The sequence below is a fragment of the Pseudarthrobacter sp. TAF60_1 genome, from assembly GCF_052113505.1.
Taxonomy (GTDB): Bacteria; Actinomycetota; Actinomycetes; order Actinomycetales; family Micrococcaceae; genus Arthrobacter.
In genome coordinates this window covers 20935-44836 of sequence record NZ_JBFRDI010000015.1, presented here as the reverse complement: position 1 = coordinate 44836, position 23902 = coordinate 20935, and the positions used below count along the sequence as shown (strand labels likewise).

The 23902-nt window shown below is 65.6% G+C and carries 23 protein-coding genes, 1 tRNA gene and 1 riboswitch; of the genes, 14 read left to right on the top strand and 10 right to left on the bottom strand.

The annotated features are described in order from the left end of the window. Positions 1–119: 119 nt before the first annotated feature. The 7 genes from AB4Y73_RS16275 to AB4Y73_RS16245 all read left to right on the top strand — a co-directional run bounded on the left by AB4Y73_RS16275 (position 120) and on the right by AB4Y73_RS16245 (position 9723). Positions 120–860, top strand: a complete 741-nt coding sequence (locus tag AB4Y73_RS16275; RefSeq protein WP_441872932.1) for a response regulator transcription factor — start codon at positions 120–122, stop codon at positions 858–860. Positions 861–871: 11 nt separating this feature from the next. Next, the gene (locus AB4Y73_RS16270; protein ID WP_441872931.1) at positions 872–2350 is read left to right on the top strand and encodes a HAMP domain-containing sensor histidine kinase; all 1479 of its coding nucleotides are present in this window, start codon (positions 872–874) and stop codon (positions 2348–2350) included. 82 nt (positions 2351–2432) lie between these two features. Beyond that, on the top strand, positions 2433–3869 hold the full coding sequence (locus tag AB4Y73_RS16265; RefSeq protein WP_441872930.1) for a glycosyltransferase: 1437 nt from the start codon (positions 2433–2435) through the stop codon (positions 3867–3869). Further along, positions 3866–5959 carry a glycosyltransferase family 39 protein gene (locus tag AB4Y73_RS16260; RefSeq protein WP_441872929.1) on the top strand — a complete coding sequence of 698 codons (2094 nt, stop codon included), beginning with the start codon at positions 3866–3868 and terminating at the stop codon, positions 5957–5959. Before AB4Y73_RS16265 ends, AB4Y73_RS16260 begins: the two co-directional genes overlap by 4 nt. 6 nt (positions 5960–5965) lie before the next feature. Next, entirely contained in the window at positions 5966–8038 is a 2073-nt protein-coding gene (locus AB4Y73_RS16255; protein WP_441872928.1) for an ArnT family glycosyltransferase, read from the top strand. Positions 8039–8244: 206 nt separating this feature from the next. Continuing rightward, a riboswitch (cyclic di-AMP (ydaO/yuaA leader) is annotated at positions 8245–8403 on the top strand. Between the two features lie 5 nt (positions 8404–8408). Continuing rightward, complete coding sequence (locus AB4Y73_RS16250) at positions 8409–9101, top strand: hypothetical protein (RefSeq protein ID WP_441872927.1); 693 nt, start codon at positions 8409–8411, stop codon at positions 9099–9101. A 178-nt stretch (positions 9102–9279) separates the two neighbouring features. Then, the gene (locus tag AB4Y73_RS16245) at positions 9280–9723 is read left to right on the top strand and encodes a YdeI/OmpD-associated family protein (RefSeq protein ID WP_441872926.1); all 444 of its coding nucleotides are present in this window, start codon (positions 9280–9282) and stop codon (positions 9721–9723) included. A gap of 94 nt (positions 9724–9817) precedes the next feature. Here the strand turns inward: AB4Y73_RS16245 and AB4Y73_RS16240 are convergent, their stop codons facing one another. From AB4Y73_RS16240 to AB4Y73_RS16230, 3 genes are all read right to left on the bottom strand, one after another. Further along, complete coding sequence (locus tag AB4Y73_RS16240; protein WP_441872925.1) at positions 9818–10192, bottom strand: VOC family protein; 375 nt, start codon at positions 10190–10192, stop codon at positions 9818–9820. 122 nt (positions 10193–10314) lie between these two features. Further along, complete coding sequence (upp, locus tag AB4Y73_RS16235) at positions 10315–10950, bottom strand: uracil phosphoribosyltransferase (protein WP_190990262.1); 636 nt, start codon at positions 10948–10950, stop codon at positions 10315–10317. A gap of 41 nt (positions 10951–10991) precedes the next feature. Next, positions 10992–11684, bottom strand: coding sequence for a phosphatase PAP2 family protein (locus AB4Y73_RS16230; protein ID WP_441873035.1), 693 nt, complete (start codon positions 11682–11684; stop codon positions 10992–10994). A 130-nt stretch (positions 11685–11814) separates the two neighbouring features. On the opposite strand from AB4Y73_RS16230, the gene AB4Y73_RS16225 reads away from it, so the two are divergent. After that, positions 11815–12321, top strand: a complete 507-nt coding sequence (locus AB4Y73_RS16225; RefSeq protein ID WP_441872924.1) for a nucleoside deaminase — start codon at positions 11815–11817, stop codon at positions 12319–12321. 53 nt (positions 12322–12374) lie between these two features. On the opposite strand, the gene AB4Y73_RS16220 is transcribed toward AB4Y73_RS16225, so the two are convergent. From AB4Y73_RS16220 to AB4Y73_RS16205, 4 genes are all read right to left on the bottom strand, one after another. Next, on the bottom strand, positions 12375–13442 hold the full coding sequence (locus AB4Y73_RS16220) for a glycosyltransferase family 4 protein (RefSeq protein WP_441872923.1): 1068 nt from the start codon (positions 13440–13442) through the stop codon (positions 12375–12377). A 2-nt stretch (positions 13443–13444) separates the two neighbouring features. Further along, positions 13445–13840 carry a 6-pyruvoyl trahydropterin synthase family protein gene (locus AB4Y73_RS16215; protein ID WP_441872922.1) on the bottom strand — a complete coding sequence of 132 codons (396 nt, stop codon included), beginning with the start codon at positions 13838–13840 and terminating at the stop codon, positions 13445–13447. A gap of 3 nt (positions 13841–13843) precedes the next feature. Continuing rightward, a complete protein-coding gene (locus AB4Y73_RS16210; protein ID WP_441872921.1) occupies positions 13844–14887 on the bottom strand; it encodes a zinc-dependent alcohol dehydrogenase in 1044 nt (347 codons plus the stop codon). A 72-nt stretch (positions 14888–14959) separates the two neighbouring features. Then, entirely contained in the window at positions 14960–16477 is a 1518-nt protein-coding gene (locus tag AB4Y73_RS16205; protein WP_441872920.1) for a DUF222 domain-containing protein, read from the bottom strand. 184 nt (positions 16478–16661) lie between these two features. On the opposite strand from AB4Y73_RS16205, the gene AB4Y73_RS16200 reads away from it, so the two are divergent. Continuing rightward, positions 16662–16748, top strand: a tRNA-Ser gene (locus tag AB4Y73_RS16200). A 99-nt stretch (positions 16749–16847) separates the two neighbouring features. On the opposite strand, the gene AB4Y73_RS16195 is transcribed toward AB4Y73_RS16200, so the two are convergent. Next, on the bottom strand, positions 16848–17624 hold the full coding sequence (locus AB4Y73_RS16195; RefSeq protein WP_441872919.1) for a type 1 glutamine amidotransferase domain-containing protein: 777 nt from the start codon (positions 17622–17624) through the stop codon (positions 16848–16850). Positions 17625–17727: 103 nt separating this feature from the next. Between AB4Y73_RS16195 and AB4Y73_RS16190 the strand changes: the two genes are divergently transcribed. Then, positions 17728–18393, top strand: coding sequence for a M23 family metallopeptidase (locus tag AB4Y73_RS16190; RefSeq protein ID WP_441872918.1), 666 nt, complete (start codon positions 17728–17730; stop codon positions 18391–18393). A 69-nt stretch (positions 18394–18462) separates the two neighbouring features. Here the strand turns inward: AB4Y73_RS16190 and AB4Y73_RS16185 are convergent, their stop codons facing one another. After that, positions 18463–18831 carry a GNAT family N-acetyltransferase gene (locus tag AB4Y73_RS16185; protein WP_441872917.1) on the bottom strand — a complete coding sequence of 123 codons (369 nt, stop codon included), beginning with the start codon at positions 18829–18831 and terminating at the stop codon, positions 18463–18465. 361 nt (positions 18832–19192) lie between these two features. Here AB4Y73_RS16185 and AB4Y73_RS16180 point away from each other — a divergent pair, with 361 nt between their 5' ends. Both AB4Y73_RS16180 and AB4Y73_RS16175 read left to right on the top strand, forming a co-directional pair. After that, positions 19193–19588: a hypothetical protein gene (locus AB4Y73_RS16180; RefSeq protein WP_441872916.1), complete on the top strand. Its 396-nt coding sequence runs from the start codon at positions 19193–19195 to the stop codon at positions 19586–19588. Positions 19589–19650: 62 nt separating this feature from the next. Continuing rightward, on the top strand, positions 19651–20835 hold the full coding sequence (locus AB4Y73_RS16175; protein WP_441872915.1) for a cation:proton antiporter: 1185 nt from the start codon (positions 19651–19653) through the stop codon (positions 20833–20835). A 1-nt stretch (position 20836) separates the two neighbouring features. Here the strand turns inward: AB4Y73_RS16175 and AB4Y73_RS16170 are convergent, their stop codons facing one another. Next, a complete protein-coding gene (locus tag AB4Y73_RS16170; RefSeq protein ID WP_441872914.1) occupies positions 20837–21181 on the bottom strand; it encodes a hypothetical protein in 345 nt (114 codons plus the stop codon). A gap of 164 nt (positions 21182–21345) precedes the next feature. On the opposite strand from AB4Y73_RS16170, the gene AB4Y73_RS16165 reads away from it, so the two are divergent. Both AB4Y73_RS16165 and AB4Y73_RS16160 read left to right on the top strand, forming a co-directional pair. Continuing rightward, a complete protein-coding gene (locus AB4Y73_RS16165) occupies positions 21346–22425 on the top strand; it encodes an NAD(P)H-dependent flavin oxidoreductase (protein ID WP_441872913.1) in 1080 nt (359 codons plus the stop codon). Positions 22426–22571: 146 nt separating this feature from the next. Further along, positions 22572–23840: a hypothetical protein gene (locus AB4Y73_RS16160; RefSeq protein ID WP_441872912.1), complete on the top strand. Its 1269-nt coding sequence runs from the start codon at positions 22572–22574 to the stop codon at positions 23838–23840. The last annotated feature ends 62 nt before the right edge of the window (positions 23841–23902 follow it).

Genomic DNA, 23902 nt, shown 5'->3' with positions numbered 1-23902 from the left:
GGACCGTTTCCCGCGGCCCCCGCGTATCGCCGCTACCGGCAGGTGGCTACGCTGGAACTCACAGCACGCACACAGGAACCGCAAAGCCCCGGCAAACCGGTAGATCAGAGAGTTGTCCCATGGCATCCCCGCACTCCATGACCAACAACCTTCCGCAGCTCACGCATCCGGACGGGTCGCCGATCCGCGCCCTCGTGGTGGACGACGAACCCAGCCTGTCCGAGCTCATGAGCATGGGTTTGCGTATGGCCGGCTGGTCCGTGGCAGTGGCGGGGGACGGACCCACGGCGGTCAAGCTCGCCAAGGACTTCCACCCTGACGTCCTGGTGCTGGACGTGATGCTGCCGGGGTTCGACGGCGTGGAGCTGCTGGGCAGGATCCGCGCCTTCGCGCCGGAGGTACCCGCGCTTTTCCTCACCGCCAAGGACGATGTCCAGGACCGCATCGTCGGGCTCGCCGCCGGCGGCGACGACTACGTCACCAAGCCCTTCAGCATGGAAGAGGTCCTGCTGCGCCTCCACCGCCTGGTCCAGCGTTCCGGCGTGGCGGCCATGGATACCGCAGAACTGGTGGTGGGTGACCTGAGCCTGAACGTGGACACGCGGGAAGTCACCCGGGGCGGCGACGAGATCCAGCTGACGGCAACCCAGTTCGAGCTCCTGCGCTACCTCATGGAGAACCCCAAGCGGGTGGTCAGCAAAGCCCAGATCCTGGACCAGGTGTGGGACTACGATTTCGGCGGCCAGGCCAACATCGTGGAACTGTACATCTCCTACCTGCGCAAGAAAATCGAGGCCAACCACCCACCGATGATCCACACCGTGCGCGGCGCCGGCTACGTCATCAAGCCTGCAGACTAGCCGGCCACCGTATGTCCGCGCTTTCCGGTGTTCCCAGGCAATCCGGCCGGCCCTGGCTCAACCCGTCCACCTGGCACCTCCGCACCCGCCTTATTTTGCTCTCGATGGCCCTGTTGGTGGCCATCTCGGGCGCTATCGGCATAGTCAGCTACGCCTCCATGGACGTGGTCCTCACGAACCAGTTGGACGCGCAGCTGATGCTGGCCTCCCGCGGCCGCCCACCCGAGGGCAACCCGTCAGGGCGGCCAGACCCCTTGGACGCGCGCGGGCAGAGCGTGGGAACGCTTAACGCGCGGGTAGTGGGAGGTCAAGTCAGCAGAGAAGCAGGTTTCCTGACATCGGATGCAACCCGAACGGCATTGACGTCCCGTGACGTCGCCGTTCTTCAGGCGCTCCCCCACAACAGCGGCCCGGTGGACCGGGGACTCTCCAATGGCGAGTATCGGCTGATGGCCACGGAGACGCCCTTCGGCGACGTCGTCATTACCGGCCTGCCGCTGGCGACAAAACACAGCACCGAGGCCTCGCTTGTGCTGACGATGGTGTTGGTGTCGCTGGGTGGGCTTGTCCTGATCGGGCTTGCGGGGACCGCGCTGATCCGCCGCACCATGCGGCCGCTGGAGCAGCTCTCTGATGTGGCTACGAAGGTGTCCAAGCTGCCACTCGACGCCGGCGAGGTGGCATTGGCGGTCCGCGTGCCGCCGTCGGCCGCCCATCCGAGTACGGAAGTGGGCAGTGTGGGACACGCACTGAACCTCATGCTGGACAACGTCTCCAGCGCCTTGGAAGCCCGCCAGCGCAGCGAAACTAAGGTGCGCCAATTCGTAGCGGACGCGTCCCACGAGCTGCGCACCCCGCTGACAGCCATCCGCGGCTACACGGAGCTGATGCGCATGACCGAGACGTTTACCGAGGACGGCCGAAAATCGCTGGGGCGGGTGCAGAGCCAGTCCGAACGAATGACCACACTGGTGGAGGACTTGCTGCTGCTGGCCAGGCTGGACGAAGGCAAGGCTCCCGAGACCACGGATGTAGACCTTACCCAACTGGTCGTCGAGACCGTCAGCGACGAAAAGGTCATGGCCCCGGACCACGTCTGGCAGCTGAAGCTCCCGGCCGAACCCATCACCGTCCGGGGGGACAACACCCAGCTCCACCAGGTCCTGGCCAACCTGCTGTCCAACGCGCGCAAGCACACACCGGCCGGCACCACGGTGGCCACCGGCCTGATGCGGTCAGCCGATGGCAGCGTTGTGGTCACAGTCACCGACGACGGGCCGGGCATTCCGGCGGAGTTCCAAAGCAGGATCTTCTCGCGCTTCGCCCGCGCGGACGCTGCCCGCTCCGGCCTGGAGGGCTCATCCGGGCTGGGGCTCTCCATCGTGGAATCCATTGTGGAGGCCCACGGCGGGAGTGTTGAACTGACCTCACGTCCCGGCCGGACCGAGTTCGCCATCCGGCTGCCCGGATCCAAGGCTGCGGCAGCCTGAGTCCGGCAGGTCAGCTGACTTACACAGGCACGTCACAGGTTGCGCCTAAAGGCCTCAAATGAACCGGCGCCAGTCTTGACTCATGACGCTCACCGACCCCACCTCAGGAAGCCTGCCGGACGCCGCAGTGGCGCCGCCGAGCCTCCCGTCCCGGCGGCCCGCCGGGCGGCGTGCCCCGGTGGACACCCGCACCGCGATCCCGGTCCTCGATGTCACGATCCCCGTCTTCAACGAGGAGCGCGACTTGGAGGAATGCCTGCACCGGCTTCACGCCCACTTGCGGGAGTCCTTTCCGCACAGCTTCCGTATTACCGTGGCGGACAATGCCAGCACGGACGGAACCCTGAAGATCGCCGAACGCCTGGCCCGGGAGCTTCCGGAGCTCGTGGTGGTCCACCTCGGGGAAAAGGGACGCGGCAATGCCCTGCGGAAAGTGTGGCTGGCCTCGCCGTCGCCGGTCCTTGCCTACATGGACGTCGACTTGTCCACGGATCTTGCCGCGCTGGCACCCCTCCTGGCCCCGCTGATCTCGGGGCATTCGGACCTCGCGATCGGCACGCGGCTGACCCGCAACTCGCGGGTTATCCGCGGGCCCAAGCGGGAATTCATCTCCCGCAGCTACAATCTCATGCTCCATTCCTTCATGGGTGCCAGGTTCAGCGACGCGCAGTGCGGCTTCAAGGCCATCCGGGCGGACGTCGCGCAGCAGATCCTGCCTTACACCCTGGACAACTCGTGGTTTTTCGACACGGAGCTCCTGGTCCTCGCCGAACGCTGCGGACTGCGCGTCCATGAAGTCCCGGTGGACTGGACCGACGATCCCGATTCCAGCGTTGACCTCGTCCGCACCGCCGTGGCAGACCTCCGCGGCATGGCCCGGCTGACCCGGGACCTGGTCTACGGCCGCATCCCCGTGCCGGAACTGCGTGCGGCCCTGGCCCGCGGCCCGCTGCCGGCTTCATTCCGTGCCGCCGAGCAGACGCGTGTGGGCAGCCTGTTCGGCCAGCTGGTCAGGTTTGGTGCCATCGGCGCCGCCTCCACGCTCGCCTACCTGCTCATTTTCCTGTTCGGCCGCGGGTTCCTGGACCCCCAGCTGGCGAATTTCGTGGCCCTGCTCATCACTGCGGTGGCCAACACCGCCGCCAACCGGCGGTTCACCTTCGGCATCCAGGGCGGGAACCCGGTGCGGCACCATTTCGAGGGGCTGATCGTGTTCGGCATCGGCCTGCTGCTCACCTCGGGTGCCCTCGCCCTGGTGCACAGTACGACGACGCCCGACCGCTGGGCGGAAGTCCTCACCGTGGTGGGCGCAAACCTCGCCGCGACCGCCGTGAGGTTCCTGCTGTTCCGGCTGTGGGTCTTCCGCGGGCCGGCAGCCCCTGCGGCTCCCGGTTCGCCAGCATCCCACGCTTCTCCCGCATCACCCGGCTCGCCCGCATTCCAAGCTTCGCCCGCATCAGCCGCAGTATCAGCGGCCGCAGCCCCCACCACCACTTCGACGGAAACGGCAGCATCATGACCTCCACCATCACCCCGTCAGGCACCGGCCCCGCCGGGAATGCGCCGCCGAACGTCCCTGCAGGGCAGCCCGCCGCCGCACAATCCGGACAGGCACATCCCGGACAGGCACATTCCGGAGATTCAGTTCGCGGCAGCGCGGGTCCCGGCACGCGGTGGACCCGCTTCGCTTTCGGCAGCCAGCCCCGCTGGGTCCGGCCTTCGGCCGCGGGTCTGCTGGTGGCCACCGCCATCCTCTATCTGTGGGACCTTGCGGCCACCGGATACGGCAACTCCTTCTACGCTGCTGCCATCCAGGCCGGAACCAAAGACTGGACGGCGTTGCTGTTCGGTTCACTCGACGCCGGCAACGCCATCACGGTGGACAAGCCCCCGGCGGCGCTGTGGATCCCCGCCCTTGCTGGCAGGATCTTCGGTTTCTCTTCGCTGAGGATGCTGGTCCCTGAGGCACTCATGGGGGTCGCCGCCGTCGGAATCCTCTACCTGACCGTCAAACGTGTGTCCGGGCCGGGGGCCGGCCTGCTGGCCGGGGGCGCCCTCGCGCTGACGCCCGTAGCGGCGCTGATGTTCAAGTTCAACAACCCCGACGCCATGCTCACTCTTTGCCTGGTCCTCGCGGCGTACTTCACCACGCGTGCCGTTGAGCGGGCGGGCTGGAAGTGGCTCGTGGCTGCCGGAGCAGTGGTTGGCCTGGCCTTCCTCACCAAGATGCTGCAAGGATTCCTGATTGTTCCTGCCCTCGGACTGGCATACCTGTGGGCGGCGCCCACCACCTTGGGACGGCGGTTAGTGCACCTGCTTGGCGCGCTGGGCGGCATCCTTGTAGTGGCCGGCAGCTATGTGGCACTGTTCCAGCTGACTCCGGCATCGGCACGGCCGTATATGGCGGGCTCAACCACCAACAGCTTCCTCGAGTTGACCTTCGGCTACAACGGCCTGTCACGTATCACCGGCTCGGGCGAGGGCATGCCAGGCGGCGGCGCAGGTGGTCCGGGAGGCGCAGGTGTCCCGGGTGGGACGGATGGCCTTGCAGGTGGCTTCGGCGGCGGCAACGGCGGGTTCGGCGGAGCCGCGGGCCTACTGCGCATGTTCGGTACCAGCTTCGGCGGCGAAGTGTCCTGGCTGCTGCCGGCGGCATTGGTCCTGCTGGCGGCCGGCCTGTGGTTCACCCGCAGGGAAATCCGCACCTCCCGTACCCGTGCTGCGCTGATCCTGTGGGGCGGCTGGCTTCTGGTCACGGCCGGGGTCTTCAGCTTCATGAGCGGCATCGTCCACCCTTACTACGCCGTGGCGCTGGCTCCGGCAATCGCAGCCCTGGTGGGCATCGGCTCCGTGGAGCTGTGGCGTGGCCGCGCGCACTGGCCTGCCCGGATCGTCCTGGCCGTGGTCATCCTGGGCAGTTCCGTCTGGTCCGCGGTGCTTCTGGGCCGCGATGCGTCCTGGCTCCCGTGGCTCCGCATTTCCATCGTCTTCCTCGGCGTCCTCGCCGCTGCAGCGGTTATCCTTCGGCTCGACTCCCATGGCACCGCGGGCAGGTTCCGGCCGGCCTCGGCCGCTGCCGTCGTCGTGGTGTCACTCCTTGCGGGAGGCTTGGGGACCGGGGCCTGGACGCTGGCGACTGCTGCCGCCGCGCACTCGGGCTCCATCCCGACGTCGGGCCCCGCAGGTTCCTCCGGTGGCGCCTTCGGAAACCGCACAGCCGGATTGCGGGACGACGGCAGCGGCCCCGGCGGGGAAGGAACGGCGGACTCCGCGGTGACCGCGTTGCTCTCAACCACCACCACCAAGTGGTCCGCGATTGTCTCCGGCGCTACGCAGGCGGCCAGCTTGGAACTCGCAACAAATACCAGTGTGATCGCCCTGGGCGGATGGAACGGCGGCGATCCGTACCCGACGCTCGCGCAGTTCCAGGACATGGTGTCCAAGGGCGAGATCGGCTATTTCATCGAAGGCGGCGGCATGGGTGGCGGGGGCATGCGCGGAGCCGGCACGGGGGGCCGCGGCGGCAACTCTGAGGTCGCAGCGTGGGTGCAGGCCAACTTCCAGGCCCAGACCGTGGGCAACTCCACCGTGTACGCGCTGGCGAAGTAGCACGCTGTGGCCATCAACATTCCGGGTCACGCCACCGGCGATCCCCGGGAAATAACGGGCGTGCACGCCGGCGGTCCGGAGGCGGGCCGTCCTCAGGCGGGACTTGCGCAGAGCGGTCCACCACATCTCCGCCAGCGTCTGGAGTTGGCGGTGGTCCTGGCGGCCACGGCGGTGCTGTACCTCTGGAACCTCGGCGCCTCGGACTGGGCCAACGCGTTCTATTCAGCGGCGGCGCAGGCCGGTTCACAGGATTGGAATGCCTGGTTCTTCGGTTCCTCCGACGCCGCCAATTCCATCACCGTTGACAAGCCCCCGGCTTCGCTGTGGTTCATGAGCCTTTCAGTCCGTCTCTTCGGCTTGAGCTCGTGGAGCATCCTGGTCCCCCAAGCACTCATGGGCGTAGCCACGGCTTGGCTGCTGTATCTCGCGGTACGGCGGGCGGCGGCACCGGCCACCGGCGATACCCGGCTGGCACACCGGGCCGGCCTGCTGGCGGCAGTGGTTCTGGCCATCACACCGGTGGCCACGCTGATGTTCCGTTTCAACAATCCCGACGCCTTGCTGGTCTTGCTCATGACTGCTGCCGGATACGCGACGATCCGGTCTATCCAGGACGGCAGGGTGCGCTGGCTGACGCTGGCCGGGGTGTTCCTGGGCTTCGGGTTCCTAACCAAGCAGCTCCAGGTACTGCTGGTGCTTCCCGGTTTTGCCGCGGCCTACGCTCTGGCGGCTCCGGGACGAATCGGCCGGCGCCTGCTGCATCTGGCGGCGGCGGGCGGAGCCATGCTGGTCGCGGCCGGCTGGTGGCTCGTCGCAGTGGAGCTGACGCCCGCGAACCTGCGGCCCTACATCGGCGGTTCGCAGAACAACTCGATCCTTGAGCTCACGCTCGGCTACAACGGTTTAGGCCGCCTGACCGGCGAGGAAACCGGAAGCGTGGGCGGCGGCAACGGATGGGGCATTCCCGGCCTGTTGCGGATGTTCAACACCGAATTCGGCGGCCAGATAGCGTGGCTGCTGCCTTCCGTGCTGCTCCTCGCCGCCGGCCTGCTGTGGGTTGGCCGCCGCGCACCGCGCACGGACGCTGTCCGGGCCTCGGTCATGGTGTGGGGCTCGTGGGTGCTGGTCACCGGGCTGGTGTTCAGTTTCATGGCGGGCATTATCCACCCCTACTACGCGGTGGCGCTGGCGCCCGGCATCGCGGGGCTGGCCGGGCTGGGCGGTGTCCTTCTGTGGCAGCACCGGCGGCAGCCCGTCGCAGCCCTGTTTCTCTCAGCCGCCGTGGCGGCTGCGGCATTCATGGCCTTCGCCCTGCTGGGCACCACCTCTGCCTACGGTCCGTGGCTCCGCTGGCTGGTCCTGACGTGCGGGCTCGCCGGCGCCGCAGGTGTGCTGTCCGGCAGGTACATGCCGTTCCGTTCCGTTCAGCGGACGACGGCGGTCCTCGCCGTCGCTGCCTCCCTCTCCGGACCGCTGGCCTTCTCGCTGTCAACGGCGGCCGTCGCTCACAGCGGCGCGATCGTTAGCGCCGGACCGGCTACGAGCGCCGACAGTTTCCGTCCGGGCGGCCCTGCTGCCGGCGGAATAGGCAGCCCCGCTGGAGGGGCACGCAACGGCGCAAACGGCAACGGCTTCGGTGCCCACGGCAACGCCAACGGCAACGCCAATGCCAAGGGCAACGGCAACCGGCCGAGCGGCACAGGCCGGCAGGCCGGCGGAATGGGTGGCCTCCTAGGTGCCACCACGCCGTCGTCCGAGCTTGTTGCAGCGCTGAAAAGCGACGCTTCCCGCTACACCTGGGCCGCCGCCGTCGTAGGTTCCAACAATGCCGCCGGCTACCAGCTGGCCACGGAACTGCCGGTTATGCCCGTGGGTGGCTTCAATGGAACAGACCCCTCCCCCAGCCTTGCCCAGTTCCAGGATCTGTTGAGGCAAGGTAAGGTCCACTACTTCATTGCCGGCGGAACGATGCGGTCCACCAGCGGATCGGACGCTCCCTCTCAGATAGCACAATGGGTGGCAGCGACCTTCCCGGCCCAGACCATCGGCGGAACCACTGTCTACGCGCTGACCGGATAGAACGTGCACTGAATGGCCCCTGCGCACTCACGCAGGGCCCTCCTTTGAAAGCGGAAAGTCTTCCCGCACTCAAAGTCCGCCGAACACCACAAGGCAACACGCCGCCATCGTGATGCTCGTTACCAAAATGTGACTTATGCGGTCGGCTCCTGTACCGTCGATAGAGTGAGGCCGCCAATAGGACCTCTCATCCGGATGACGCCAAGCTCTGCCACTCCCCGGATTCCGTTCGATCGAGGCAGAGGCGGGGGACCCAGAGTCCCGGGCTTTTAGTGCCCTTGGGGTGAAGCCAGCACGTGATGTTCCGTGCGGCCGGATGCCCTCATCCGAACCCGACAGCTAACTCCGCAGGTGTGAGAGGCGATCAATCATGTCTGAATCCAAGGTACAAACGCGCCCGCAGGACGGGTCAAATAAACTCCGCAACCGCATTCCCTCCCTGGGACAGCGCGTGGCCGTAGTCGGTACGGCGCTCGCACTCCTCGTCGGGTTGGGCGCAGCAGGCCAGGTGTCCGAGTCCGGCGGCCTCACAGCGGTCAGCGACACCCAGAAGCTGTCCACTGCCGACATCGAGTCCCAGTTGACGATGGAAAAGGCCCAGATGCAGGCCAAACCGGCACCGGAACCTGCCGCTGCAGAAATCAGCGTAGCCCCGCAGGCCGCCGAGCCTGCACCCGCGCCAGCGCCTGCACCCGTGCCAGCGCCTGCACCCGTGCCGGCCGCCGCACCGGAGCCGGCGCCTGTTGTAGCCGTGAATGACCCCGCCGGAGCGCAGGCCTACGCCGCCGGCCAGTTGGCCAGCCACGGTTGGTCCGCGGACCAGATGCAGTGCCTGCAGACGCTGTGGACCAAGGAATCCGACTGGACCACCACGGCAACCAACGCCAGCAGCGGCGCATACGGCATCGTCCAGTCGCTGCCTGCCGAGAAGATGGCGAGCGCCGGCGCGGACTACCTCACCAACTACCGCACACAGATCAACTGGGGCCTGAACTACATCCAGGAGCGCTACCAGTCGCCGTGCGGTGCGCTGAACTTCCACCTGTCACACAACTGGTACTAAACCGATTCCCCGGAATCCGCACAGCCGCAGCAGGCCCTGAATCCCCCGGTTCAGGGCCTGCTGTTTTGCATCCACGCTGCCGTCCACTGTCCCGGCAGGCCCTTCCTTCCCGGCGGCCCCTTCCTTCCCATGGTTCGTGTCCTTCCCATGATTCGGGGCGCCGGGGCATACTTGGCCCATGAAATTCACCACCACTATCGTGGGCAGCGGCAACAAGGCAGGCATTGAGGTCCCCGAGGAGGTGGTGGCGGAACTGGGGGCGGGCAAGCGTCCGCCGGTGGTGGTGACCCTCAACGGCAAGAGCTACCGGAGCAGCATTGCGGTCATGGGCGGGCAGTACCTGATTGGAGTGAGCACCGCGAACCGGGACTTCACCGGCGTAGCGTCCGGTGACACGGTGGAAGTGGACGTTGAACTGGACACCCAGCCCCGCATCGTCGAAGTCCCGGACGACCTCGCATCCGCCCTGGCCGCCGAACCGGAAGCGCAGGCGTTCTACGGCACGCTGAACTACAGCGCACAGCGCCGATACGTGGAGCCGATCGGCGACGCCAAGACGGCGGAAACACGAGCTCGCCGGATCATGAAGGCCGTGGCCGACCTCAAGGCCGGAAAGAAATGATCTCCCGCCAATGCATCCAACCGCAGCACGGCGTCGCCTACGTGAATCAACCGAGGTTTCGTGGCTCAGGCCTTAAGGTTCGCGGTCCGGCGACTCAGGGTTCGCGGCCCGGAATGTACTGCACGGCCCACCTATTGCCGTCAGGATCCGCGAAATACACAAAATGGCCCCAGTCCTGAACGTCCACGTCACTGACGTCAACGCCGTTGTTCTTGAGGTGGTCGTGGGCGGCCTGGATGTCGCTGACCACCATCTGCAGGCTTGGGGCCGTACCCGGCGGGGCGTCATTCAGGCCCTCGCCAATGCAGATGGAACAGGCGGAGCCGGGCGGCGTCAGCTGGACAAAGCGGATGCCCTCGCTGGGCCGCTCGTCGTAATCAGCGTTGAAGCCCACTTTGTTGACGTAGAAATCCTTCGCGCGGTCCACGTCGGACACGGGGACAAAGACAAGTTCAAGTTTCCAGTCCATCCGCACAGGCTAGCGGTGGCCTCCCGAATCCGAAAGGCCTGGATATTTCCTGTGGCGGGTCCGGCTGGCCAATCTGCCGCCCGAAGGACAGCAGCCAAACCCTCAGCCTGAAATTCCGCCGTTTAGCCGGCGATGCCGTAGAGGCGGTCTCCTGCGTCACCGAGGCCCGGCACAATATAGGACTTCTCGTTCAGCTTTTCGTCGATGGAGGCCAGGACGATGGTCACGTTGGCGTCAGCAAGTTCTTCTTCCAGCTTCGCCAGGCCTTCAGGCGCGGCCAGCAGGCAGATACAGGTGACGTCCGAGGCGCCGCGCTTGAACAGGAACTTAATGGCCTCGCGCAGGGTGCCGCCGGTGGCCAGCATGGGATCCAGGACAAAGATCTGCCGGTCGGTGAGGTCCTCCGGCAGGCGTTCGGCATAGGTGATGATGTCAAGCGTTTCCTCGTCGCGGGCCATGCCCAGGAATCCCACCTCAGCCGTGGGGACCAGTTTGGTCATGCCCTCGAGCATGCCGAGGCCGGCGCGGAGGATGGGGACCACCAGCGGGGTCGGCTTCGTGAAGGCGGTGCCAACCGTAGTGCTTACCGGCGTTTCGATGGTCACAGGCTGGGTGCGCACATCACGGGTGGCCTCGTACGCGAGCAGTGTCACCAGCTCTTCCGTCAGCATCCGGAAGACCGGAGACGGGGTGTTTTTGTCCCGCAGGACGGTGAGCTTATGGGCGACCAGCGGGTGGTCCACAACAAGAGTGCGCATGGGTCAAAACTATCATCCGGCCCGGCTGCCCCTGCCGCGAGTCAGCTCGGCTGTTCGTCCCGGATGACGGGGTGTTCGAACGTGGGAGCCGGACCGGCATGCTCGCGTTTCCGCAATACATGGAAAAGCCTGTGGGCCAGGATCACGATTCCCACCCACGCCAGTCCGAGCAGCCACGCCGCCATGACGTCCGTGAGCCAATGGTGCCCCAGGAAAACGCGGCTCAGTCCCATGGCAACGATGAAGAGCGTTCCGCCGGTGATCAGTGACACCCGGACCACCGTCCGTTGGAACTGCACGCACGCCAGGTAGACCACCAGTCCAATCACCACTGTGGTGTTCAGCGTGTGGCCGCTGGGAAAGGAAGGCGAGTCTTCATATGGCGGCACCGCGTCCGCGTGGTCCGGCCGCGTGCGGCCAACCAGCTTCTTACCGATGGTGGTGGCAGTAACGGAAAACGCCGCGGCCCCGCCGACCACGATCAGAGCGCGCCAGGTCCTTCCCACATATGTCAGCCAGGCGACAAGAATGCTGGCAAGAATGGGCATTCCTATACCGCCACCGATATTCGTAAACCCGGTCACCACCGAATCCAGCCAAGGGTTCCGCAGGCCTTCGGCAAACGACAGGGCAGGTTTGTCCAGGTTGGCCAAACCTACGTCGTCCACCACGTTGTCATAGACCTCGGCACCCAGCAGCGCCATGATGACCACCAGCACACCACCCACCAGCATGGTGATCCACAGCGCCGCGTAGGGTTTGAACCAGCGGCCTACACGGCCCCTGACTGTGTCAACATCCACGAATTCCTCCTGGCGTCAGTGGGTGGCAAGGACGGATATCCCTCGAAACTATCATTGAGCCATGGCACCGGGCGACAAGAAACACAACGAGTGGATGGGCTTCGCCCTTGACGAAGCCCGGCGCGCACTGGTTACCGAGGACGTGCCCATCGGCGCCGTTGTTATAGGGCCCGACGGCGTCGTGCTGGGTTCCGGACGGAATCAGCGGGAGGAATTGGGCGACCCCACCGCCCACGCCGAGATCGTTGCCATCCGCGAGGCGGCGGAGAAGCTGCGTGCCTTGTCGAAGCGTGAGGGAGGGGCCGGGGATGGCTGGCGACTGGCCGACTGCACACTGGTGGTCACGCTTGAACCGTGTGCCATGTGCGCCGGAGCCGTGGTACTGGCCAGGATCCCACGGGTGGTTTTCGGTGCGTGGGATGAGAAAGCCGGGGCGGCCGGATCGGTGTTCGACGTCCTCCGCGAGCGCCGGCTCAATCATTGGGTGGAGGTCTACGGCGGCATCCGGGAGGACGAGTGCGGGGCCCTGCTCAGGGATTTCTTCGCCGCCCACCGCGGCAAGCTCTAGGCAGAGGGTAGAGCTTTCATCCTGGAGGCCGGCGGCTGTTGCCGCGTGCCTGTTCATGCCTGATGGTGCATCTGAGGGAGCACACCGAGGAGCGCCGCCACCTTGCGTGCTGTGGATTCCCAGCCAGGCAAGTGGTCCCGGGCGGCATGTGCAGCTGTCCGCCAATCTGCGCGGAGTACGGCGTCAGCCAGCCAATTCCGGATCGCCGCTGCGAGAATCTCCGGTTCGTCGCTTTCACTGCCGGTAAGGACGACGGCGGTTCCCGGCAGGACCGGCAGGGCGGCCAGGCCCAGCGCCTCCACGGCCCCCGTGCCGGCCCGCACGATGACCGGGATTCCGCGTGCCAGCGACTCAGTAACCACCATGCCAAACGCTTCGGCCCGGGAGACGAGCACGCTCAGGTCGGCCCGGTTCCATTCGTCCGTCAGGGCGTTGCCAACGAGCTGGCCGGTCAGCCGAATCCGGTGGTCCAATCCGTGCGAGGATATGGCGGCCCGGACCTCCGCCGCGTAGGCGGGGTCGACGCCGTCCGTACCCACCAGGGATGCGGTCCAGGCCAGGTCCTGCAGCTTGGCGAGCGCTTCCACCGTCAGCAGCTGGCACTTGTTGGGCAGCAGGGCCGCTACCGAGATGAGGTGCGCGGGGTCCGAACCGGCAGCAACCGGCGCGGAATCCGTACCGGGCAGCGCCACCTTTGCCGCAAGGCCGTACGTTTCCCTGACGTGGTCCGCGGCCGACGTACTGCTGCAGATCACGCCGGCGGCTGCCTGGAGCGCCCGCCGTTCGCCGTCGGAATGATCGGGGAACGGCATGTGGAGCAGGATCCACGCGCCGTGCCCCGCAGTAGCGGCAGCCTCCAGTTCACCAGCGGCACCGCACGCGATCAGCCCGTCCACCACGGTGACCGTGGCTGACTTGCCCTCCGCCTCTGGTTCGCCTCGTTCCAGCAGGCTGCCCAGCCGCCGTCGTTCACTGTTCCCGGCATCCGGCCAGGCCCCATCCACGGCGAGAACCTCAACGTCGATGCCCAAACTCTGCAGACCTTCGGCGAGGCGGCCGTTGTAGACATTGCCGCCTGAGTTGTGGCGGATGTTGCCGGGGACCAGGAACCTGACGCGCATGGTCAGGCGGACAGGTCAAGGGCGAACGTGGCCCAGGCGTCAGGATTTTCGCGCAGGGTGACGTCGATGCCGGCAAGTTCACGGCCGTCGGCGTCGTCCTTGATCTTCCCCGCCACAGCTTGGGCGATGTATTCGGCCAGTGCCTCGGTGGTGCTGAGTTTTCCGGCGAAGTCAGGGTGCTCATCGAGGTTGGTGTAGTTGAGCCCGGCTAGGACATCTTCGATGATGCCGCCGGCAGCTCCGATGTCCAGCACTATCGCATCGTTGTTCAAAGTACGACGCCGGAACGTCACCTCCGCCACAAAGGTGGCCCCGTGCAGGGCCTGGGCGGGGCCGAAAACCTCGCGCGGGAGGCTGTGGGCGATCATGAAGTGGCGGCGGATGGTCAGGCTGAACACGGGCTACGTCCTGTCTTTGGGGTCGGTTTTGGCTGAGCTGTTGTTGCCGGGGTATTCGATCACATGGCACAGGGCTTCGAGTTTGCCGTCGGCCAGGCTCTGCACCACGTCCGGCAGGTCCAGGAAGGGCGATGCCCCGGAGAGGAAGGCGTCAAACACCGGGTCCGCCAGAAGCGAAACTGCCAAACTCAGGCGCTCGGCGGTGGTTCGCCGGTGCCTTCGTGCCCGGGCCACAACACCCACCTGGCTGGCCCTGATGGAGAGCCGGCGGGCATGGAAATCCTCGCCGAGCGGCAAGGTGACATCACGGTTGGCGTACCAGGACATTTCAATGACATCCGCCTCGTCGCCGGCCAGTTGCAGGCTGCGTTCCAAACCTTCCTGGGAGGCGGAGCAGTGGAACACGATGTCGCAGTCCGCTTTGGCATCATCCGGGTGGGCAAATTCCACGCCCAGCTTGTCCGCTAGCTGCTTCCGTTCCGGGTCCAGATCCACGAGCTGCAGGCGGGACAACGGGAACGTGCGCAGGAGCGTCGCCACCATTCCGCCCACCAACCCGGCACCGACGACGGCGATCCTGTCACCGATCCTTGGGCCTGCTTCCCAGAGCGCGTTGATGGCTGTTTCCACAGTCCCGGTAAGCACTGCGCGGCGGGCGGGGACGCCGTCGGGAATTCTGGTCAGCGCCGCGGTATCGATGACATAACGGTCCTGGTGGGGATTCAGGCAGAAGACCTTTTGGCCCATCCAGTCCTCCGGGCCCCCTTCAACGATGCCGACAGACAGATAACCGAACTTCACCGGAGAAGGGAACGAACCCTCCTGGTGTGGCGCGCGCATCGCCTCAGCCACCCGGGGCGGGACGGAGCAGGTATGAACCACGATTTCCGTGCCTTTGCTGATGCCGGAGTACAGCGTGCGGACCAGCGCTTCGCCGGGCCCCGGGACAGGCAGCACCTCAGTCCGGAGTTCACCGCGTTCCGGGCCGGTGGTCCAATATGCCGTTGCCTGAGCTGCCTGAGGAGTCAGTTCGTCTGAAGTAGTCATCTTGCTTATGAATCTAGTCCGCTGGAGGCTGCTTGAGGAAGTCGCGTCGGTCGAACTGTGTTGTGGCAGCACTCATTCAGGAGGTTCCAACGCATCGGCGGTCGATCCCCGGCCGGTGGCATCCGGAATAGCCAGCCGAGGCCAGTGGGGTGGTTCCCAGTCGGGGTGTTCGCTTCGGTAGTGCCGTCCGGCCGGTGAGATCCAGCCCGGTGGTTCGCCCTTGCTGGGTTTGGTGGGGGTCCAGCCGGTGGTATGCCGGAGTCTGTGGTGCCTCGGACAGGGCTGACCCAGGTTGCTGATCCCGGTAGCCCCGCCTTCGGCCCAGGCGAGAACGTGGTCGGCCTCGTTGTCCAGGGACTGGTTGCCGCAGCCCGGGAACGGACACCTCCCGTCCCGGAGCCTGAGCCATTGACGCTGGGCTTTGGTCACCCGGTAACTGCTCCGGCCGATCTCCAGCGGGGCTCCGTCGCGCGGGTCGATCAGGACGCGATGGAACGACTCGGCACCATCGGCCACCAGTTTCCGGGCCATCGACGGCGGGATCGGCCCATACCCGTCCAGCATTGCCGGCTCCTCCGTCACACCCAGCAAAGCCATGACCGGGACAGTGATCAGCACCTGCGCCCGCGGCGACGGCACCCCGGCGCTAGGGCCACCAGGACCGTCAGATTCGACGGCAGGCATGGCGCCTGCCCCACCGGTCGACGCCACCTCGGAAGCACTTGCCTCACGAGAGCTGTCCTCACGGTCCGGAATACCCCCAAGGAGCAACGTCGCCGCGATGTCCGCCCTCATCTGGGTGAGCGTGCGGGGCTCGTCGGGGCCCTGCATGGCGCGGGCGGCGGTGGTGGTCCGTTCCCAGATCCCGGACGCGGTGTCCGCCGGCAGGTACGCCGAGAGCCAGGCCATGCCGTCCCGGTCGGGGGAAAACACCACCCGCCGGTCCGCGACACATTTCGCATGACGCTTCTCGATGCTCGCCGGGTGGTGCCGTTCCCGCCAGGTCCGGGCCTTTGCCCGGAACCGGCCGGGGACCAACTCACCTACTGGGCACGCACGAACCGATCTCGGCTCGTCAGGGTCAAGAAAATGCGCCTCCAAAGCCCGCGCCCCCACCGGCCCCAGGCCGCTGGTCTCATCCACCATGATCCGGGCATGCTGCCACGAAATCGACCCCGCCTCCAACGCCGACAACGTCAAAGGCAGCCCCGACGTCAACTCCCGGGCCTCTACCAACAGACCTGCGGCGGCCGGTTCCCTGACCGTCATGGCACAAGCGACCTCCGCTATGACGGCCATCTCCTGAGCTGTGTGTTCCCGCGGGGACGCAGGCGGCGGAGCGAGGGCCTCCATGGCGTACGAGTAGCCCGCCGCTAGATGGACTCTAAGAGCCGACGTTACTGCGTCAATCCGGGAAGTCTCCCCCAACCCGTTTATGAAATCATCCGCCAACACCCGCAGCGGATCAGCGTCACCGTCGCCCCGAACCGTACCGGCGCCGGCAGATCCTGTGCCCCGCAAAGCTGCAACCAGCGCACTGGCAGAAGCAACTAGGGCCTCTGCAACCTCCACCGCAGCTCGTCGTTCCATACCCAAATCATCCCGCGAGAATCAGGCACTTTACGTCAGGAAGACCGCCTATGTGCATAACTTTGCGACCGCGAAGCCGCTGACCTCCTCAGCGGTGCCCACACTCGGCAAGAGACCGGCCAAGGCAGGCAAATCACCGGCCGTTTTGGGTATGTGAGCCTTGCTCCGGTACCCTATACAGGTTGGTGACGTGTCCGAGCGGCCGAAGGTGCAACACTCGAAATGTTGTTTGGTGTCAAAGCCAACGTGGGTTCAAATCCCACCGTCACCGCTGATGAGAAAGGCCCTGCTTCCCTTGTAAACAAAGGGAAGCAGGGCCTTTTGCTTTGTCTGGAACGCGCTCATTGACAATTTCAGTGGGTTGCAGGCGTTAGTGCTCGGAGTCCGCCGCAGCTTTCTTGGCGTCCTTCTCGGCGTCCTTCTCGGCCCGGAGAGCCTCCGTCTCGTGCTGTTCCTCAGCTTTCTCCCGGTGGATGACCTCTGCGAAGAGCTTCTCCATCTCCTTGGCGACGCCGGCGGCCGAGGCCGGGTTCTGGCCGGTCACCAGCCGGTCGTCGACCACGACCATCTCCTCAAAGACATCGGCGGAGACGTGGGTGGCGCCCTGTTCCTCAAGTCGGTCTGCCAAAAAGAATGGGATAACCTTGTCCTTCCCTGCGGCAACCTCCTCGTCGTTGGTGAAGGCGGCCACCTTCCGGCCCTCGACGAGGCGAAGCCCGTTCTCCAATTCCACGTTCAACAGGCCGGCTGGCCCATGACAGACCGCGCCCACCAGGCCGCCTGCGTTGTAGACGCTTGCTACGAGGTTCTGCAGGCCTTCGCTGTCCGGGAAGTCCCACATGGTGCCGTGGCCACCGACGAGGTAGACGGCGTCGTACTGGCCGGGATCAACGACGTCGACGCGGGCAGTGTTGTAGAGCCCGGCGCGTGTAGTCTCGTCCTTCGTGAAGGCGACCTGAATGGGATCTTCTGAGTCCACCTCATCACGTGGGGGCTGGCCGCCCTTGATGGATGCGAAGTCGACGAAATGCCCGGAATCCTTGAAGACCTTCCAGGGGTGTGCAGCCTCGGCCACGTTGTAGCCGGTCTTCTCTCCCGTATCGCCGATCTCGGAAATGCTGGTCAGTACCATGAGGATTTTCTTCATGAAGTGCTCCTATCGTCCGACTCCCCACCCTACGCCCCGCCCCATTCAGGAGACCTCGCGCTGCCCGTTGCCTTGATCCCAGCGAGACGAGGACCATGTGGGTATGACTCGCCGCAAAGGTTCCTCCCATCCTCCTGCCGACGCAGTTGTGCTCGATTTGCCTTTCCGAGGAAGCTGGCGGGTAGAGAACAGTCCCGCGCGCCGCGTGCCCAGTCACGGTACATACGCTTTCGGGACTTCGCACGCGATCGATTTTGTCGCAGTCAACGATACCGGCAGATCCGCGCCCCGTTCGTGGCGCTCCCTCGTCGCAACGGAACGCCCTGAAGTCTTCTTCGGCTTCGGGCAACCGATCCTCGCGCCCTTGTCCGGAACCGTGACCGCTATTCTTGACGGCGAGCCAGACCATGACGGTCGCCGATCACAGCTGACACTTGTGCCGTACATGCTGGGGCAGGCCGAACGAATCCGCAAAGGCGTTGCGGCCGTGGCCGGGAATCACGTTGTGATCGCCTCAGGTGCTAGCGGTCCCTTCGTGCTGCTTGCGCATCTGCGGCAAGGTACTGTCCGCGTACGCCCGGGGCAGCCAGTGGAGGCAGGCGAACCCATCGGCCAATGCGGGAACTCCGGCAACAGCACCGAGCCGCACGTGCATGTCCAAGTAACTGATTCAACGGACTGGCCACACGCTCGCGGAGTTCCCCTTGCGTTCCGTCACCCTGCCGGGACTGTGTGGGTTCCCGGGGATTCTGAAATCGTCAAGTCCTGATCCCGAGCGCCCTATTGACTGGGTGCGGGTGTTGGCACGCTGGCTCCTAGTGCCGTTCAGCGGGAGTTCTTAGCGTCGATTCGCCGAGAAGAGGACGAGCTGTGAAAGCCCATCGGCCCGGACGGAATGGAAACCCGGGGCGGTAGCGATCGGCTCGAAACCCAGCCGCTTATGGAGCTCGATCGAAGCGGCGTTGTGTTCGTTGGCGAAATAGAAGGCCGTGTCCGTACGGTCCCAGATCCAGTCCAGCCTCGCCGTGGTGAGCATCGTTCCGATGCCCCGGCGACGCCGCTGTCGTGCGACAAGGATTCCCCCCAAATAGTGCCCAGCGGGAGCTCTTGCGTCGGCTTCGGGATGATGATGTGTCTTAGCCACGCCCGCCAGTTCGCCGCCTACGGTGGCAACAACTACCGTCCTGGCAGTATCCGCTGCGATCATCCCGGCAGTCCATGGCGCGGCTCCGCTGTCCCGACACAGCCCAGCCACTGCAGCGAGGTCGTCAGCCCGAGCCACGCGCAGCAGACATGGCGGTCCGGCCGCCTCCCGCTTAGCCGGCACTACTACCTTTGGCCGTGTCAGCGGGTCCGCCGCCGTTACTGGCTGGACTTCCGGGCCTGGTGCCTGGCATCACGAACCTCCGTCTCAGTCATCAGCTTCGAGCCTATCCCCCGGCCTCGTTCGTCCGCCTGAACATCCCGGCGCCCTTTCCCCGGCAAAGACGGACCGTTGACCGTCCTCTCGGCGCCTGACTACTGTTGAGCACCATCATCCGCGCCGCGGAGCCATCAAGGAGAACGCCATGCATGATGAAGACAAAGGTGAAGTGCTCTGGCTGCCCGCGCCCGAAGAGCAGGACTATCCGAACGCGTCCGCCTACCTGTCCTTGCTGAGCGGGGACGACGTCGTCGGCCCCGTAGTCTCGGCGCTCAGGGACGCCCCGATCGAGCACCGCAAGGCCAAGGACATCCTCCGGGCCGCCCGGTTGGTGCTCCTGCCTGAGGACAACGCTCATGTGGCTGGGGACCTGAAGAAAATCAAAGACGGCAAACAGCTCTCACCCATCTTGATGGTCCGCGGCGACCTGGCCAGCGGCGTTCCCGCACAGGTAGCGGACGGCTACCACCGGGTCTGCGCCAGCTACTATACGGATGAGAACACGGACATCCCGCTCAAACTGGCGAACCTTCCCCGGTAGCTGCGGCCCGCCACCGCATTCCTCGGAACACCCGTCACCAGAACGCCAGCAGAAGGGGGCCCGTGTCATTTCTTCAGCTTTCGCTGATCGCCACCGTTGCCTTGCTCGGACCCCTGCTGGCCCTTCCCCAAAAGTGGCACCTTCCTGTGGTGCTGGGGCAGTTACTCGCGGGGATAGCCATCGGGCGCACAGGGCTGGGGCTGGTGGATTCCACGGATCCGACGTTCACCTTCGTGGCCGACGTCGGATTCGCCTTAATCATGTTTGTCGCGGGGTCGCACGTCCCCGTCCGGGATAAGGCAATCCGCCCTGCCCTCGGTTCGGGTGCCCTTCGGGCAGGCATAGCTGCCGGGCTCGCCGCCGTCGTCGGAATCGTCATTGCCCTGCTTTTCGGCACCGGTCATGCCCCCTTATACGTGGTTCTGCTGGCGTCCTCGTCAGCGGCACTCGTGCTCCCCATCATCGACTCTCTGCGGCTGTCCGGGCCCAAGGTCCTGACCACCACGGCACAAGTGGCAATCGCCGATATAGCCTGCATTGTGGCGCTTCCGCTGGCCGTAGACCCACCCAATGCAGGGCGGGCGGCCATCGGGGCCGCCGCCGTGGCCGGCTGCGCGGTAGTCCTCTACTTTGCCCTCCGCTTCGTGGAGAACAGCGGCACCCGGGCCCGGCTGCATGACATGTCCGAGGACCGGAAGTTCGCCCTCGAACTGCGCATCCAGCTGGCCCTGCTGTTTGCCCTGGCTGGGCTGGCGGTTGCGGGGCACGTCTCCATCATGCTGGCCGGATTTTCCTTCGGCCTGGTGGTGGCCGCAGTGGGCGAGCCGCGACGCCTGGCGCACCAATTATTTGCTGTGAGCGACGGCTTTCTTGGCCCGGTTTTTTTCGTCTGGCTGGGCGCGTCGCTGGATTTGCGGGCCCTGACAGAAAGTCCCCGGATGATCCTGCTGGGGGTGTGCCTGGGCTTCGGGACCCTGCTGGTGCATGGAAGCCTGCGGCTCCTGGGCCAACCGCTGCCGCTGGCGATCATGACGGCCTCGCAACTGGGTGTCCCGGTGGCCGCAGCCACCATCGGATCACAATTGCACCTGCTGGAACCGGGCGAGGCGGCGGCCCTTATTCTGGGTGCACTCATCAGCATCGGAGCGAGCGCCGCGGCCGGCTCCCAGGCGGCACGGACGTTCGGGAAGCCCGTGCCGCCAACTCCCCATGGTGCAAAGGCGCATCCACCAAGGGACGCGCGCTAGCTCACAGCTTGTCCGTCTTGTCTTCGCCCTTGTGGCCGGCACCACGGAGGTTTTCCTGCACTTTGCCGAAAAGATCCTTAATGGTGGACTCCGTGTTCGTGAGCATGTCCGGCTGCAAATACACGTGCTGGCTGCCCGGGAGGCTGTAGCTGGACTGCAGGCCGCCACTTCCTTCCACGCCGCGCAAGGCGATGGTGACCCCGCCTTCCTTCCGTGCGATGGCCGCAATCTTGCCGAAAACCAAAGTGAACTCGTCCGGTTCAAAGCTGACAGTTTGCCCAACGTGGGTTCGGTTGAGTTCGCTGGCCAGAACGGCTTTCTCGTTGCCAGTGCCTGAATAGTTCATGGTTTGTCTCCTGAGATTGTCGGCGACTTACGCGAGCAGTTTAGCCCGGCCCCTGACGGGGTATATAGCCACACCTCCCGCCGCGAGACGGGACGGGCTTGGGACCAGGCGGGCGCCCTGCGAGACTGGAGCCGAAGCCAGCAGCGAACTTCCAGGAGCACACCATGACGCCGGACCCCAGCACCCCCACCCACAGGAACCGCCTCACCGAGCTGTTCGGTACGGAGGTTCCCGTGGTCCTTGGACCCTTCGGGGGAGTGTCCTCCGTGGAACTGACGGCGGCAGTGAGCGACGGCGGCGGCCTGGGTTCCTACGGCCTGTACGGTTACACCGCCGATGCCATCCGTGACACCGCCGCCCAGCTCAGGAAGGCGACGGCGAAACCCTTCGCCCTCAACCTGTGGATCCCCACCGGGGACGAAACAACCTCCCTCCCCCAAAAGGACTTCGGCAACTACGTGGAAACCCTGAAGCCCTACTTCGAAGAAGTAGGCCTGCCCCTTCCGGACATGCCCGACCGCTTCATGCCGGACTACGACGAGCAGGTGGCTGCCACGCTGGAGGCGGGTCCCGCCGTCGTCAGTTTTGTATTTGGGGTGCCGGCTCCGGAAATTGTGGAGGCGGCCCACCGGAGTGGAATCGTGCTCGTGGGCACCGCCACCACTGTGGCAGAAGCCGTTGCGCTGGAGGCCGGCGGCGTCGATGCGGTGGTTGCCAGCGGCACGGAGTCAGGCGGTCACCGGGTCTCGTTCCTCAGGCCCGCGGAAGAGTCGCTTATCGGCACCTTCGCCCTGGTCCCGCAGGTGGTGGACGCCATTAAGATTCCGGTGATCGCGGCGGGCGGCATCGTGGACCGCCGTGGCTACGCAGCCGCACGAGTGCTCGGCGCCGACGCGGTGCAGGTGGGCTCGGCCTTCCTGGCCACCCGGGAATCCGCTGCGGTCCCGGCGTACCGCGATATCCTGCACAGCCCCGCCGCGAGCGAAACCGTGCTGACGCGCGTCCTCAGCGGACGGCTGGCCCGCGGGATCCCTAACCGCATCATTCGCGAGCTCTCCAAGGGCGGGGGAACCGCCCCGTTCCCCGTCCAGAACTGGCTGACCGGCCGTTTCCGGCCCCAAGCTGCAGCGCAGGGAAATACGGAGTTGATGTCGCTGTGGGCAGGCCAGGCCGCGCCGTTGATCCGCCATGACTCCGCTGCCGATGTCCTTGCCGAGCTTCTGGCCGGCAGTCCTGTTTTGTAAGCTCGATATGTCCGCGGATGTTCCGCGAATCATAGAGGGGAACCGCCCCTGGGACCGGAGGCAAATCCTTGGCGAAAAAACCCGGCAGGTCCAAGAGCAAAAGCAAGAACCAACGGCATCTCAAGGCAGTACCGCAGGCCCCGAAGATGCCACTGCAGTTGGTCCTGAACCATCGCGCCGTTGATTCGATGGCTGTCGAGTTCATTCGGTGGCACGGGACCGAATCCTCTGACCCGGCCGAGGCCTTCGAATGCCTCGAGCTGGTCAAGCTCTTCCTTACCTCCCAGCACGCCATCAGCGGTTCGAGCTCCGCCACAGAAATTCCCGGCGAAAGCGTGGACCCGGCTGTGGGGTCGGTCATTGCAGCGTTGGACCCGGAGCAGGCTGAGGACGCCCTGGACGACTTTTACTTCGCCCTGCATTCTTTCGCCCACTTCCTCAAGGAAACCGGCCGCTGGACCGGCACCGAGGAGGCCTACGAGGAACTTCATTCGGTACTGGGTGGCGGCATCGGCGCGGCAACCCCGAGCCTTCCGGACATCCTGGTGCCCCAGCTCAGCGACGAGGAGCAGGACACCGCATTCACAGCCATGCCTCTGATCCAGCGGGCGTCCTCCCTGCTGGAGTGGCTGGGCACGGGCAAGGAAGTCACGGCCACCGGCGCCCTGCGGCTCAAGGACATCGAGCCGGCCGCTGCCGCGGTGGGGGTGCAGGCCCGTGGAAAACGAGGTGCGCAGCGAATCGTGTCACGCGACGAGCCGGAAGCTGCCGGAGGCCAGCCGGACGCACCGCTAGAGGTGAACACCATGTTCGACGTGCCGGTGCTCCGTGACATCTGGGCGGCACTGGTCGGCGCCGGTCTCATCTCGCTCAGTCCCACGCGCGCCGTACCCGGCCCCGCATCGACCGCCTGGAACAGTGCCAAGATCGAAGACCGGCTGGATATGCGTCGGACGCTTTCCGTGGTCCTCTTAGTCAGGGTGCTCAGCGAATCGGATGACACGTGGGACCGGGAAGCAGTGTCTGAGACTATGCGAGCCATCCTTGTCTACGGCACAACAGATGACCCGGTGCCCGTGGCGCAACTCGAAAGTCTGGCAGCACTGGACCCGAAGGGACCGTTCCTCGACGACACAGAGCATGCGGATCCGGAGCTCGCCGATAGCCGCTTGGAAGAGATCTACGCGTCATTCACAGCCATGCAGGCCCGGCGGAGGTTGTCCTTGCTGGCTGAGTTGGGGCTCGTAGAGGCCTCGACTGCCTACCGGGTTCCCCCTGTGGCCGTCCAGTGTGTGGACCTGGCCCTGGGTTACCTGAATCCCGCTCACGAGCCAGCCGACGGCGTGGAGACGGAGTCCAATGTGCTCCCCCTGCATGCCCCGTCACAGACGGGCGATGGGCTCAATCACCGATAGAATCTGAACGTCGCCGCGGGAACCACAGCGCGCCGGCACTCCAATGGCGGCACCGAAACAAG

What these genes read in the sequence shown, in the direction of transcription:
- AB4Y73_RS16275 (WP_441872932.1), top strand. Translation starts at nt 120, where the DNA reads ATGGCATCCCCGCACTCCATGACCAACAACCTTCCGCAGCTCACGCAT.
- AB4Y73_RS16270 (WP_441872931.1), top strand. Translation starts at nt 872, where the DNA reads ATGTCCGCGCTTTCCGGTGTTCCCAGGCAATCCGGCCGGCCCTGGCTC.
- AB4Y73_RS16265 (WP_441872930.1), top strand. Translation starts at nt 2,433, where the DNA reads ATGACGCTCACCGACCCCACCTCAGGAAGCCTGCCGGACGCCGCAGTG.
- AB4Y73_RS16260 (WP_441872929.1), top strand. Translation starts at nt 3,866, where the DNA reads ATGACCTCCACCATCACCCCGTCAGGCACCGGCCCCGCCGGGAATGCG.
- AB4Y73_RS16250 (WP_441872927.1), top strand. Translation starts at nt 8,409, where the DNA reads ATGTCTGAATCCAAGGTACAAACGCGCCCGCAGGACGGGTCAAATAAA.
- AB4Y73_RS16245 (WP_441872926.1), top strand. Translation starts at nt 9,280, where the DNA reads ATGAAATTCACCACCACTATCGTGGGCAGCGGCAACAAGGCAGGCATT.
- AB4Y73_RS16240 (WP_441872925.1), bottom strand. Translation starts at nt 10,192, where the DNA reads ATGGACTGGAAACTTGAACTTGTCTTTGTCCCCGTGTCCGACGTGGAC.
- upp (WP_190990262.1), bottom strand. Translation starts at nt 10,950, where the DNA reads ATGCGCACTCTTGTTGTGGACCACCCGCTGGTCGCCCATAAGCTCACC.
- AB4Y73_RS16230 (WP_441873035.1), bottom strand. Translation starts at nt 11,684, where the DNA reads ATGCTGGTGGGTGGTGTGCTGGTGGTCATCATGGCGCTGCTGGGTGCC.
- AB4Y73_RS16225 (WP_441872924.1), top strand. Translation starts at nt 11,815, where the DNA reads ATGGCACCGGGCGACAAGAAACACAACGAGTGGATGGGCTTCGCCCTT.
- AB4Y73_RS16220 (WP_441872923.1), bottom strand. Translation starts at nt 13,442, where the DNA reads ATGCGCGTCAGGTTCCTGGTCCCCGGCAACATCCGCCACAACTCAGGC.
- AB4Y73_RS16210 (WP_441872921.1), bottom strand. Translation starts at nt 14,887, where the DNA reads ATGACTACTTCAGACGAACTGACTCCTCAGGCAGCTCAGGCAACGGCA.
- AB4Y73_RS16205 (WP_441872920.1), bottom strand. Translation starts at nt 16,477, where the DNA reads ATGGAACGACGAGCTGCGGTGGAGGTTGCAGAGGCCCTAGTTGCTTCT.
- AB4Y73_RS16195 (WP_441872919.1), bottom strand. Translation starts at nt 17,624, where the DNA reads ATGAAGAAAATCCTCATGGTACTGACCAGCATTTCCGAGATCGGCGAT.
- AB4Y73_RS16190 (WP_441872918.1), top strand. Translation starts at nt 17,728, where the DNA reads ATGACTCGCCGCAAAGGTTCCTCCCATCCTCCTGCCGACGCAGTTGTG.
- AB4Y73_RS16185 (WP_441872917.1), bottom strand. Translation starts at nt 18,831, where the DNA reads ATGATCGCAGCGGATACTGCCAGGACGGTAGTTGTTGCCACCGTAGGC.
- AB4Y73_RS16180 (WP_441872916.1), top strand. Translation starts at nt 19,193, where the DNA reads ATGCATGATGAAGACAAAGGTGAAGTGCTCTGGCTGCCCGCGCCCGAA.
- AB4Y73_RS16170 (WP_441872914.1), bottom strand. Translation starts at nt 21,181, where the DNA reads ATGAACTATTCAGGCACTGGCAACGAGAAAGCCGTTCTGGCCAGCGAA.
- AB4Y73_RS16165 (WP_441872913.1), top strand. Translation starts at nt 21,346, where the DNA reads ATGACGCCGGACCCCAGCACCCCCACCCACAGGAACCGCCTCACCGAG.
- AB4Y73_RS16160 (WP_441872912.1), top strand. Translation starts at nt 22,572, where the DNA reads ATGCCACTGCAGTTGGTCCTGAACCATCGCGCCGTTGATTCGATGGCT.